The sequence below is a fragment of the Helicobacter pylori NCTC 11637 = CCUG 17874 = ATCC 43504 = JCM 12093 genome, assembly GCF_900478295.1.
GTDB classification, from domain to species: Bacteria; Campylobacterota; Campylobacteria; order Campylobacterales; family Helicobacteraceae; genus Helicobacter; species Helicobacter pylori.
The window spans coordinates 841,551-854,360 of the sequence record NZ_LS483488.1; the positions used below are offsets into that span (position 1 = coordinate 841,551).

Annotated in this window: 9 protein-coding genes and 1 pseudogene; 5 read left to right on the forward strand and 5 right to left on the reverse strand. The window is 40.4% G+C overall.

Annotated elements, in window-relative coordinates; translation table 11 throughout:
- Window positions 1-26: 26 nt before the first annotated feature.
- The 4 genes from DQL14_RS04295 to DQL14_RS04310 are packed head-to-tail and all read right to left on the reverse strand — an operon-like array spanning window position 27 to window position 5,131.
- Complete coding sequence (locus tag DQL14_RS04295; RefSeq protein ID WP_108168857.1) at window positions 27-2,276, reverse strand: endonuclease MutS2; 2,250 nt, start codon at window positions 2,274-2,276, stop codon at window positions 27-29.
- Window positions 2,277-2,296: 20 nt separating this feature from the next.
- Entirely contained in the window at window positions 2,297-2,662 is a 366-nt protein-coding gene (locus DQL14_RS04300; protein WP_108168858.1) for a hypothetical protein, read from the reverse strand.
- Complete coding sequence (murC, locus tag DQL14_RS04305; RefSeq protein ID WP_108168859.1) at window positions 2,662-4,011, reverse strand: UDP-N-acetylmuramate--L-alanine ligase; 1,350 nt, start codon at window positions 4,009-4,011, stop codon at window positions 2,662-2,664. Before murC ends, DQL14_RS04300 begins: the two co-directional genes overlap by 1 nt.
- The gene (locus DQL14_RS04310; protein WP_108168860.1) at window positions 4,004-5,131 is read right to left on the reverse strand and encodes a succinyldiaminopimelate transaminase; all 1,128 of its coding nucleotides are present in this window, start codon (window positions 5,129-5,131) and stop codon (window positions 4,004-4,006) included. Before DQL14_RS04310 ends, murC begins: the two co-directional genes overlap by 8 nt.
- Window positions 5,132-5,250: 119 nt before the next feature.
- On the opposite strand from DQL14_RS04310, the gene ispG reads away from it, so the two are divergent.
- From ispG to DQL14_RS04335, 4 genes and pseudogenes are all read left to right on the forward strand, one after another.
- The gene (ispG, locus tag DQL14_RS04315; protein WP_000892493.1) at window positions 5,251-6,330 is read left to right on the forward strand and encodes a flavodoxin-dependent (E)-4-hydroxy-3-methylbut-2-enyl-diphosphate synthase; all 1,080 of its coding nucleotides are present in this window, start codon (window positions 5,251-5,253) and stop codon (window positions 6,328-6,330) included.
- Window positions 6,331-6,332: 2 nt separating this feature from the next.
- Complete coding sequence (locus DQL14_RS04320) at window positions 6,333-7,538, forward strand: 2,3,4,5-tetrahydropyridine-2,6-carboxylate N-succinyltransferase (RefSeq protein WP_108168861.1); 1,206 nt, start codon at window positions 6,333-6,335, stop codon at window positions 7,536-7,538.
- A gap of 11 nt (window positions 7,539-7,549) precedes the next feature.
- The gene (locus DQL14_RS04325) at window positions 7,550-8,608 is read left to right on the forward strand and encodes a tetratricopeptide repeat protein (protein WP_108168862.1); all 1,059 of its coding nucleotides are present in this window, start codon (window positions 7,550-7,552) and stop codon (window positions 8,606-8,608) included.
- Between the two features lie 205 nt (window positions 8,609-8,813).
- Window positions 8,814-10,862: pseudogene (locus DQL14_RS04335) on the forward strand (DUF262 domain-containing protein).
- A 48-nt stretch (window positions 10,863-10,910) separates the two neighbouring features.
- Here DQL14_RS04335 and mdaB read toward each other — a convergent pair.
- Window positions 10,911-11,495: an NADPH:quinone oxidoreductase MdaB gene (gene mdaB, locus DQL14_RS04340; RefSeq protein WP_108168863.1), complete on the reverse strand. Its 585-nt coding sequence runs from the start codon at window positions 11,493-11,495 to the stop codon at window positions 10,911-10,913.
- Between the two features lie 159 nt (window positions 11,496-11,654).
- On the opposite strand from mdaB, the gene DQL14_RS04345 reads away from it, so the two are divergent.
- Window positions 11,655-12,809, forward strand: a complete 1,155-nt coding sequence (locus tag DQL14_RS04345) for a hydrogenase 1 small subunit (RefSeq protein WP_108168864.1) — start codon at window positions 11,655-11,657, stop codon at window positions 12,807-12,809.
- The last annotated feature ends 1 nt before the right edge of the window (window position 12,810 follow it).

Genomic DNA, 12,810 nt, shown 5'->3' on the forward strand with positions numbered 1-12,810 from the left:
AATCCCCCATAAAAAAGCGCCAAAAACTACAATTTAACGATTTTAACCCCACTGCCACCTAAATTAATGGGAGCGTCGCTAAAGCTTACCACTTTAGGGTGGTTTTTTAAAAATTCTTTCACAAACTTTTCTAAAATCCCGCTCCCTTTGCCGTGGCAAATAAGCACCTCTTCAAAGCCTCCTAAAAGCGCGTCGTTTAAAAAAGCGTCTAGTAAATCCAGGGCTTCTTCGCTGCGTTGCCCCCTTAAATCAAGGCGCAAGCTCGCTTCTTTAGGTTTAGGAATGGTTGTTTTAGGGGGTTTGAATTTGTTTTTAGGGGGTTTTTGGATTTTTTTCAACAAACTCCCATGCGCTTTTAAACGCATGCCAAGCTCGGTTTCTATCCAATAATAGCCCTTGTCTAAAATTTGCACAATCAGCACGCTTTCATTTTTATAGCGCGCTTTTTCGTTAGTTTGAAAGTTCGTTATTGTTTGTGGGATCTCTTGGTTTGTTTTATGTTTGTTTAAAATTTCGCTCGCTCTATGGATTTCTTTATGCATGGAGCTGGTATCTTTTGAAGCGACTTCGCTTTTTAAGATGTTTAGGGCTTGCTGGTAGGATTTTTCCAATTCCAATTTTTTATTGTGAAAGATTTCTTTTTGTTTTTCCATTTCTAAAAGCCATGCGTTTTTTAAATCTTCTTGCTCTTTTAAAGCGTTCTCTAAGCTTTCATTTTTTTGTTTCAATTCCCTTTCTAACGCGCTGGAATTTTCAATCAAAACATTCAATTTTTCCTTATCTTCGCCATAAAAGGCTTTCGCTTTTTCAATCAAAAAATGCGGCACGCCATAGCGCAAAGCGGTTTCAAACGCATAGCTTTTGCCAATAACCCCTTTTAAAAAAGTGTAAGTGGGCCGTTCTTTTTCTTCGTCATAAAGAGCGGCTAGTAATTCCACTTCCTTGTTTTCTGCCATTAACACGCTCAGGCGTTTGTGGTGCGTGGTGATAATGATTTGGTTGTTTTGTTTAAGCAATTTTTCCAACAGGGTTTTATACAAGCTGCTCGCTTCATCAGCGTCAGTCCCTAGCTCAATTTCATCAACGCCTAAAAGCATGTTTTCTTTGGATAAAAGAGCGCTAAATTGCTTCATTCTGCCGGCGAAAGTAGAGATATTGTTCGCGCTGTTTTGGGGGTCGTTGATAATGGCGTGGATTTCTTTAAAATAGGGGATAATGGAATGATGGGCGTTGATTTTCATGGGAATAAGATTCTTACTCAAAAACGCCGCGCTTAAAAGCGATTTTAAGAGCATGGTTTTCCCGCCCGCATTCACGCCGGTAACAGCGAGCATGGATTTTTCAAACTTCAAATTTAAGGGCTTTGGCTCTTTCAAAATGGGGTGTGAAAAGTTTTCTAAAATCATTTTTTTTTGCGTAAAGCTTGGCATGACAAATTCTAAATTGTAGGCTTTAGCGAAATTAAGCCGGGCTTGCAAGCTGTCTAAAAAATCAAATTCTTTGAAAAGGAATTTTAAAAATAAAAGGTGTTTTTGCAAGTTACGGCTTAGAGTTTGACACATTTCAACGATACAGCAATCTATTTCATTACCAATTTGGGCGATTTTTTGGGCGATTTTTTGCGCGCTTTCAGGCAAAAGGTAGAAATAGCCATTAGCGCTTCTTTCTAGCACAACGCCTTTGATCGCGCTAGAAAACCCGCTCTTTAATAAAAGGCATTCATAACCATGCTTAAGGTGGCTTTGCGTATCCACTAAATAAGGGGCAAGCTCTTTAGAGCGGGCGTAATGGTGAATGATTTTTGCACTCTCTTTTTTAAGGCGGTTCAAACTTTCATTCAAAGCGTCTAGGGTAGCGTTCGCCCCTTGTTTGATTTTGCCTTCATCATCTAATAAAGCGATTAGATCATTAAAAAAAGGGGGTAAAACAATAGCGTTAAGGCGTTCATGAAATTTTAAATGCGTGAAAGTTTTAAAAGCGTTTTGTAAAACGACAATGTAGCGCAATCGTTTGACAATCTCAAAAATTTCATCTAAATGGAGCGTCCCTAATTTGGTGAGTTTGATGATAATAAGATCGCTTTCTTTCACGCTTTTAGGGGTAGGCAAACCGATCGCATCCACTTCGTTTAAATAAGCGAAAGCTTGTTTGAGATCGTTTTCTAAAATAATAGTATCTCTTTCTTTTGCAAAAAAGGTTTTAAAAAGAGCGATAAACTCTTTTAAATCCAGGCTTTCTTCTAGGGGTTTGGGTGGGGTATTATTATTATTATTCATTGGGGTTTATTGGGGGGGGTTCATTGGGGTTGGATTAAAGGATCTTTTTGAAGCGTCTGACAAGAATCCAAATCCACAAGAACATCTTTCATAGGGGTTTGTTTTTTGCCTAAAAAGCTCAAAGTCCCGCTCACTAAATTAAAGGTTTGGTTATTCACTTTAATGCCTTTACACAACAAGGTTTCCCCCCTTAAAAACGCTCTTTGCAAAGCGATTTCTTGTTGGTTTTGTTGGTTTTGTTGGTAAGTATAAACGCTTATGCTTGCCCCTATAATCCCTACGATTACAAAAGCTACAAGTTTTTGTTTAGGGTTTGCTAAACCAAAATCCCTTAAAACTAAAAACAATAAAATTAGCGTTAAAAATAAAACAACCGCCACGCCCATTACATTTCGCCTCTCAATTGATAGGTAATATCCCCCGCTCCAAAGCCTATCACAAAGCCTTTTTTGATTATTTCTACCACATTATCATTGACTAACAGCTCTAAAAAATCCCCCTTTTTACGCACCCTGTCTATAAAGGTGGGGTTATAATGCTTAAAATGGGCTTTCAAATCAATGTCTCTTTTGACTTCACTTGTGCTATAAACGGGTAGGATAATCAATCTGTTGCAATGCTCTAAAAAACATTTTTTAAACTCTTCTAAATTATCCATTAAGCGGGAGTATTTGTGTGCTTGCCAGATCACTACAATCTTTTCTTGCGTGTCCAATAAATCAGCATAAATCCTAGCGCTTTTTAAAGTGGCGCTGATTTCAGTGGGGTGGTGGGCGTAATCATCAATGAGGATGAGCGCGTTTTTTTGCAAAATATCAAAGCGTTTTTTAATGCCTTTGAAATTCAATAAATTATTTCTAATTTCTTCTAAATCCAATTCATCTAAAGCGCTTAAAATCGCCAAACTCGCATTCGTAGCGTTGTGTTCACCTAGCCCCCACACCAAAAAAGCCCCCAAATCTTTCAATTCAAATGAAGTGTAAGGCTCGCCGTCTTTTAAAATATATTGAATATTATAAATGTCTTTTTTTTCTAAAACAATGGCGTCTTTAGAATAGCTTTTTAAAAAAGGATCTTCTTTATAGATCACTCTTTTTTGAGCATGGTCTAAAAAATACTCATAAGCAAAGAAAAAACGCTCTAAATCGTGGCCATAATGCTCCAAATGTTCTGGCTCTGTGTTAGGCACAATCGCCACATAAGGGTTAGAAAATAAAAAACTTGAATCGCTCTCATCGGCTTCAAAAACTAAGCTATCATTCGCGCTCTCTCGCACATTGGAATCAAATTCTTTAGAATGCGCCCCAATAATCGCTCCAAAAAAGGGGCAAATCGCGCTCAACATGGCCGTGATACTGCTTTTCCCATGAGCCCCGCACACGCTAAAAACGCGCTTATCTTTAAGGATAGAATACAAAGCGTCTTTGCGAGACAAAATAGGGATTTCTAATTCCTTAGCCCTTTGTATTTCTGTATTGTCTTCTTTGATAATGGCTGAATGGATAATGACATCTTGATTATTAATCGCTTTTGGATCATGCGGGATATTAATTTCTACGCCTAAAGCTTTCAAATACTTAACGCTAGGGCTTATGGCAATATCAGAGCCGCTGATTGTAGCCCCTTGCGCTTTAAGGTATTTGGCTAAGCCTGAAATGCCAATCCCCCCTATACCGATAAAATGGATCTTGCAATCTTGTAAGTTTTTGAGTAAAACTTTTGGGGTTTCAAGCATGATTTTCTCGATAAGTTTCTATGATTTCTAAAGGCTTTTCTAAAAGGGGAGTGTCATAGACAAGGGCTAAACGCACGTAGTCAGCGCCGATACGATTACGCCCTAAATACAAAGCCGGTAAAGTAATAATGCCTTCGTTTTGATAAAGTCTTTTAGCAAAATTTTCGCCATCTTTAACGGGCAAATACACATAAAAACTATAAGGATAAATGAGCGTGTTTTTAAAGATTTTTCGCGCTAGTTTCAAATTATTCGCATAAATATTGCGGAAAAATTCTGCATGCACATCATCTAGCCAAGCTATTTCACTAGCCTTTTGGATCGCATTAGCGCTCGTATAGCCTAAATAGGTGCGAAACGCTTTGTATTTTTCTAAAAGGCTGCTATCCCCAGCGATAAAACCACTCCTTAGCCCTGGAGCGCTAGAGCGTTTGGAGAGCGAATGGATAACCAAAACATTTTTAAACGCTTCATTACCAGCTAGCATGCAAGCTTCTAAAAGCGAAGGGGGAGGCGTATTTTCATAAATTTCACTATAACATTCATCATTGATTAAAATAAAATCATGTTTTAAAGCGAGTTTGACCCAACTAATCAGCTCTTCTACAGAAAGGGTTCTTCCAGTGGGGTTGTTAGGGGAATTTAAGATCACTAAACCCACTTCTTGCAACTCTTTTTCATTCAAGCTTGGCGTGAAATCATTTTCTTTGGTTAAGGGCATTAAAAGGCTTTTAGCTCTAGCGAATTGGGCTGATCCTTCATAGATTTGATAAAAGGGGTTAGGGTAGGCGATGGTAGGGTTTTGATAATCAAATAAAACAAAACTAGGGAAATTGAATAACACTTCCCTAGATCCTAGCGTGGAGACTAACTCGTTTTCTTTCAATTCTATCTTAAAACGGCGTTTAAAAAAACCTCTTTGAGCCTCTCTCAAACCCTCTTCAAACGCGCTTTTAGGGTAGATATTGAGCGAATGGGTGTGCTGTTTGAGAGCGTCTTGAATGAATTTGGGCGTTTCAAATCGCGGCTCGCCGATGCCTAGATCTAGCCCCTTTTTTTTAGGGGTGATCTCTTTAAACAAGGCTCTTAATCGTTCAAAAGGATAAGGCTCAAAGGTCATAGGGCTACTTTAATCTTAAAATGGAATGGTTAATCTTACCTAAAATTTGAGCGTTATGGTATGAAACCACCAAGAAAGAGTATAATAGCGCATAAGAATTTAACTGATGAAGAGGTTTGATGCTAGAAAATAGAGTTAAGACCAAGCAAATTTTTATCGGTGGCGTCGCTATAGGGGGTGATGCTCCTATTAGCACGCAAAGCATGACCTTTAGTAAAACCGCTGATATTGAAAGCACTAAAAATCAAATTGACCGACTCAAACTCGCCGGGGCCGATTTAGTGAGGGTGGCGGTGAGTAATGAAAAGGACGCCCTAGCCTTAAAAGAATTGAAAAAAGTGTCCTCTTTGCCTTTAATCGCTGATATTCATTTCCATTATAAATTCGCTCTCATTGCCGCTCAAAGCGTAGATGCGATTAGGATTAACCCCGGAAACATCGGCTCTAAAGACAAAATCAAAGCGGTGGTTGATGCTTGTAAAGAAAAAAACATTCCTATAAGAATTGGCGTGAATGCCGGGAGTTTAGAAAAGCAGTTTGATCAAAAATACGGACCCACCCCAAAAGGCATGGTAGAAAGCGCTTTGTATAACGCCAAACTTTTAGAAGATTTGGATTTTACTGATTTTAAGATTTCTTTAAAAGCGAGCGATGTGATGCGCACCATAGAAGCTTACAGGATGCTACGCCCTCTTGTGATCTATCCTTTCCATTTGGGGGTTACTGAAGCGGGTAATCTTTTCAGTTCTAGCATCAAATCCGCCATGGCTTTAGGGGGGCTTTTAATGGAGGGCATTGGGGATACGATGCGCGTATCCATCACAGGGGAATTAGAAAATGAAATCAAAGTGGCTAGAGCGATTTTACGCCATAGCGGGCGGTTGAAAGAAGGGATTAATTGGATTTCTTGCCCCACTTGCGGGCGCATTGAAGCCAATTTAGTGGATATGGCGAGCAAGGTAGAAAAACGCCTAAGCCACATTAAAACCCCTTTAGACATTAGCGTGATGGGTTGCGTGGTGAACGCTTTAGGTGAAGCCAAGCATGCAGACATGGCGATCGCTTTTGGGAATCGCAGCGGTTTGATCATTAAAGAGGGTAAAGTCATTCACAAACTGGCTGAAAAGGATTTGTTTGAAACTTTTGTGATAGAAGTGGAAAATTTAGCTAAAGAAAGAGAAAAGAGTTTAAAGGATTAGGCATGATCAATAAGTTTAAAAATTTTGTGAGCAACTACCAGCAATCTAACCACTATAAAGAGCCTTTAGGTTTTGGCATTGCCAGAGTGGATATTGCCCCTATTTCCAAAAAGATTTTATGCGCCACTTACCCCGTTTTGAACTGGAAAGATGAAAATTTAGGCTCTTATGTGGTGTTTTGCAACTCGCTTTCTAAAGAAAAAATCCTAAAAGAGAGTGCGAGCGAGCGCGTCATTGAGATTGATGAAAGTTTTGTGTTAAAAGTGCTGGATTTTTATACGCCCTTTTTGAATGAAGCCTATTCCAATAAAATGGCTCATAAAAACATCCAAGTGGTTTTAGAGCTTTTAAAAGCTTTAGAAGAAAATCGTTTGAAAAATAGTGATGGGGAGTCTCTTTATCGCTTGGTGATCTTGTATGAAGATAAGCCTTGCGAGAGCGTGGAGAGCGCGTATATGAAACTTTTAGCGCTCTCTTTAGGGAAAGCCCCTTTAAGGAGTTTGAATTTAGAGGGTATTTTTAACCAGCTTTCTAATGCGGCTTGGAGCGGCAACAAGCCTTATGAATTAGAATGGCTTAGAATGAACGAAGTGGCTTTAAAAATGCGAGGCCATTTCCCTAGCATTGATTTTATAGATAAATTCCCGCGCTATTTGATGCAATTAATCCCTGAGTTTGATAATATCCGTTTATTGGATAGCTCAAAAACGCGCTTTGGGGCGTATTTAGGAACCGGTGGTTACACTCAAATGCCCGGGGCTAGTTATGTGAATTTTAATGCAGGGGCTATGGGAGTGTGCATGAATGAGGGGCGTATTTCTTCATCGGTGGTGGTGGGAGCAGGCACTGATATTGGTGGGGGAGCGAGCGTGTTAGGCGTTTTAAGCGGAGGGAATAACAACCCCATTAGCATCGGGAAAAATTGTTTGCTAGGGGCTAATAGCGTTACCGGTATTAGTTTAGGCGATGGCTGTATCGTGGATGCAGGCGTTGCGATTTTGGCCGGAAGTGTGATAGAAATTGAAGAAAATGAGTTTAAAAAGCTTTTAGAAGTGAATAGCGCTTTAGAAAAACATGCCAACAATCTTTACAAAGGCAAAGAGCTTTCCGGAAAAAATGGCGTGCATTTTCGTTCCAATAGCCAGAATGGTAAGCTGATTGCTTTTAGGAGCGTGAAAAAAATTGAGTTGAATCAAAACCTGCATTAAGGATTAAAAGAATGCTCAAAAAAAGTTTGTTATTGTTTGTTTTTTTAGTCTTACAGCTTAGCGGCGCTGAAGAAAACAATCAAGCCCCAAAAAACACGCCCCCTGAATTAAACCCCGCTAACGCTAAGGGCGCGCCAAACCCTAACACCCAGATCACCCCTAAAAACGATAACTCCAACCTGTTAGACAAATTGGGATCGCCTGAAAACGCTCAAACCGAGCTTTCTGCCGGTATTGATTTGGCTAAAAAGGGCGATTATCAAGGGGCTTTCAAGCTTTTTTCCCAATCGTGCGATAACGGCAATGCGGCCGGGTGTTTTGCAGTGGGGGCGATGTATGCTAATGGGGTAGGGATCCAAACCAACAGATTAAAAGCCGCTCGCTATTATGAAATGGGTTGCAGTGGGGGCGATGCGACCGCTTGCGCAAATCTGGCTCAAATGTATGAAAACAAGAAGAATGCGGATACGAACGATAAAGAAAACGCTTTGCAATTGTATGCAGTGGCTTGTCAAGGGGGGGATATGCTCGCATGCAATAATTTGGGGTGGATGTTTGCTAACGGGAGTGGGGTCCAAAAAGATTATTACAAGGCGATAAGTTATTATAAATTTTCATGCGAAAATGGGAATGATATGGGGTGTTATAATCTGGGCTTGATGTCTAACGTGAATAATATTTATGGCATTGATAAAGCACAACTCAGTCAAGTGGATTTGAATTATTTGGCTTGTAACGCTGGGGATATGATGGGGTGCGCGAATTTAGGCTGGATTTATGCGAATGGGGATTTAGGGGCTCCTTTGAACAACCACTACGCAGCGAAGTATTTTCAAATGGCATGCGATGGGGGGATTTTGGGGAGCTGTAACAATTTAGGCGTGCTGTATCAAAAGGGATTAGGCGTGCCTCAAGATGATCAAAGGGCTTTGGATTTATTCTCGTATGCGTGCGATAATGGTTTTGAGTCAAGCTGCCGTAATTACGGGAATTTCAAAGAGCATTTATTGCGCGTGAACCCTAATTACGGGCGCTTGTTCATGCCGTATCATTCTTATGAGATACCCTAGTAGGGGTATTTTGAAATCATTCTCGCCCCCATACTAAACCCCCCAAAAGATCGCATTTTTAAGAGATTACCACTTGCTTTGCGCAAGCTCTTTCATCTTTTTGGATAAATTGAGTCGCAAATTGCGGTTTTTTCAAAAATTTAAGCTCCTTTTTTTTTTGATTTAATACTCGGTGTGATTTTAATCTTATTTAAAAGGAAAAGTGATGAAAGCGACACAAAGCACCGTTAACGACTTTTTTGCCTTAACAAGCACGATCTTTTCTATCCCTGTATACCAGAGGAACTACACTTGGGAAGAAGAAAATTGTGAAAAATTACTGCAAGATATTATCAGTATCTCTCAAAATAAAAAAAACGCATTTCATGGGTTCTATCACTTATATACTGCATCATATTGATGATGAAAAGAGCTTAAGGAAACTGCAAGAATTTGTCATCATTGACGGGCAGCAAAGGATTACTACTCTCATGCTTTTGCTTAAAGCCATAGAGACAAAGATACCAAATGAAGAGATAAAAAAAGAGATTGACGGACTACTCAATCTTTCGGGACAAAAGCTGCGCTTAAAGCCCATTAAAAGCGACAAAGAAGCCTTTGATCTGGTCATGCAAAATCGATCGCATGAAATACAAGGCGTATCACACATCAGGAATAATTATAAATTTTTCACCAAGGAACTTGACAATTATATCAGCAAAGGGTATCGCATAGAAGAGATTTATGGCGCGTTTTTGCGGCTCAAAATCGTAGCCATAGGCTTAGAATTGGGCGAAGACGATCCGCAAGTGGTGTTTGAAAGCATTAACGCTACAGGCGTGCAATTAAAAGGGCTGGATCTCATCCGTAACTATCTGATGATGGGGGAAAATTCTGACAACCAAAATCGTCTTTATAATACTTATTGGGTTCCTTTAGAAGATTGGCTTGGTGAAAGGGATTTGAATGATTTCATCAAAACCTATTTGAGAATCTACCTTGAAAAGATAGACTTAAAGAGGGAGAGCGCGAAGTGTATTACGCGCTAAAAGCCCACCACAGAGAAAATTTCCCTAACGATATACAAGGTCTTATGAGCGATATGCGTGAATATGGCAGAATCTATCAAATCTTTTTAGACAGAGATCATTATTTTTTACATCGTGGAGACCCGCAGCAGTTAGCGAATTTACGCCTGCGCGTTAAAGATCTTGTGAAAATCAAATTTGGCGTGGCAAAGCCCTTTGTTTTGCGTTGCGCCAGAGACTTTGAAGAAGGCAAGTTGGATTATGAAAACTTCTGCGAAATTTTGCAAATCCTTATCAGCTACTTTGTTCGCCGGAGCGTGTGCGGGGATCCTGCCGGTGCACTTAACAAAGTTCTTTATATTTTATACAGACAGCTAGAAAATGTTTCAGCCGATACGCTCAAGCGGTATCTGGGCAAGAGCGTTGGTCAAACGGCGTTCCCTAATGATGATCGAATTAAAGCGGCGTTTCTTGTGCGTAACGCTTATGCAGCAAATCAAGTGTGCAAGTTCATTTTGCTTGAGATAGAAAAGCTAAGCAACGCCGAACCGCCAAGAGAAGAAAATCTAGAAGTGGAGCATTTCTACCCCAAAACCCCCACCCAAGAATGGCGCGATAGGGTGGGGGACTATTTCACTTTTGAGCAAGACTATCTCAATAATTTTGGGAATCTAACCCTATCAGGGCAAAATCAAAAGCTTGGCAACAAATCCTACGAGGCAAAAATTGCGCTTATGGAAGAATACAGCTCCTTGCATTTAAACGACTATTTCATCAATAACACCCATTCTTGGGGGATAGAGGAAGTGAGGGCTAGGAGCGAATATTTAGCGGATCAATTCTGTCAAGTGGGATTGTTTAAAGATCTGCCTAAAGAATACCGCGAAAGAGAGATTAGTAAAACCCTTGATGATAACTTAACTTGCTATAAACTTCAAAGCGTCAGACTCCCCAATAATGAGAGGCGTTTGGTAAAAAACGCTAAGGAATTGGTTAGCGCTGTCATAGACTACTTGTTAGAAAACGCCAGAGAAGCTTTTGAAAGCTACACAGACGATGAGTCTCAAAGATATATTTGTCGGGATAAAGCAAAAGCGCAATTAAGGGATAGAGATGGCACTCTTGTTGTGCCTTTTGAAAAATACGGATTCTACTTTGTCAGTGGCGCGAATCTTCAAAATGTGGGCAGTAATCTTAGGGATCTTATCTTAGGTTGTGATCTCAATCCTAGAGATTTTATTGTGTAACAAACAAGCCCCCCAAAGAAATGGAGGGGGGGGTTAAAAACCCTTATTTCACTTGCCAAAAGCTTGGTGCAAATGCATGGTTAGGGAGTTAAGATACTGCTCCACTTGGGGGTTTTTCATTACATCGTTGCAAATAAAAGTGGGCAACGCTGAAAGCCCTAAAAATTGGAACGCTTTATGCAAATGCAAATACACAACATCCACACCCACCCCTTCAAAAAATTCACTAGGATCATTAAAGGCTTCAATGGGAGCATTCCAAGTCAAGCTCAACATGTATTTTTTGCCTTGCATCAAGCCTCCTTTCCCGTAGTTTTTGGTGGGGTTTTGCGAACTTCTGCCATCGCTAGCATAAAGCTTCCCATGCCCTGCACTAAAGACTTCATCAATGTATTTTTTCACAATCCAAGGCTCTCCCATCCACCAGCCAGGCATTTGCCAAATCGTCGCATCTGCGCTAAAGACTTTCTCCACTTCTTGGCTATGATTATAGCCCTTATCCACGATTGTAGTATCCACTTCTAGCCCTAAAGACTCTAAAGTCTTTTTTGCATGATCAGTCAAGGTTTCATTGAGTTTCCCCCCAGAGCTCCCAAACGCTTTGGCCCCATTAATGATGAGTACTTTTTTCATTTTGTTCCTTTTTTAATAAAATAGGGGGGAATTTTATCCAAATGAAACTTAATATTAAAGAAATTCCCTCAATCTCAATAAAAACTAAAAAACAATCAATTGCAGCTGTATTATTTTTATTATGTTAAGATAATGAAAATTTCCAATTAAGGAGTGGTCATGTTCTACGATGAAAAAAAGACCTATCAAAAGATTGAAGAACGCCTTGATATAGTCAGTTCGTTTAACGCTCATAACGAGCATAAGAATTTGCAAGACGAGTTTAAGGATGCTGGCATTTCTAGGCGCGATTTATTGAAGTGGGCGGGCATGATGAGCACAGCGTTAGCTTTGCCGGCTAGTTTTGCTCCCTTGACTTTGAAAGCGGTGGAAGTGGCTAACAGATTGCCCGTGATTTGGTTGCATATGGCAGAATGCACCGGCTGTAGCGAAAGTTTGTTAAGGAGCGCAGACCCCACCATTGATAGCATTATCTTTGATTACATCAACCTAGAATACCATGAAACTATCATGGTAGCGAGCGGTTTTCAAGCTGAAAAAAGCTTGCATGACGCCATAGAAAAGCATAAAAACAATTACATTTTAATGGTAGAAGGCGGTATCCCCCAAGGCACAGAATACTTCCTCACTCAAGGTCCGAACGCTGAAACGGGGGCTGAAGAGTGCAGGAAAGCCGCTCAATACGCAGCCGCTATTTTTGCCATAGGCACATGCTCAAGTTTTGGGGGCGTGCAAGCGGCTTACCCTAACCCCTCTAACGCGCAACCCTTGCATAAAATCATTGATAAACCCGTGATCAATGTTCCCGGTTGCCCGCCTAGTGAAAAAAATATCGTGGGCAATGTGCTTTATTACTTGATGTTTGGGGCTCTCCCTAAATTGGATGCGTATAACCGTCCCTCTTGGGCTTATGGGAACAGGATCCATGATTTGTGCGAAAGGAGAGGGCATTTTGATGCGGGCGAGTTTGTGGAGCATTTTGGCGATGAAAACGCTAAAAGGGGCTTTTGTTTGTATAAAATGGGCTGTAAAGGGCCTTACACTTTCAACAATTGCTCCAAACTCCGTTTCAATTCACACACTTCTTGGCCCATAGGCGCAGGGCATGGGTGCATAGGGTGTTCTGAGCCTAATTTTTGGGATACGATGAGTCCTTTTGAAGAGCCTTTAGCGAATCGCTCCATTAAAACCGCCTTTGATGGCTTAGGGGCTGATAAAGTAGCCGATAAAGTAGGCACAACTTTGCTTAGCGCAACCGCTATTGGCATTGTTGCGCATGCGCTCCTTTCTAAAGCGATCAAAAACAAAGAGTAAG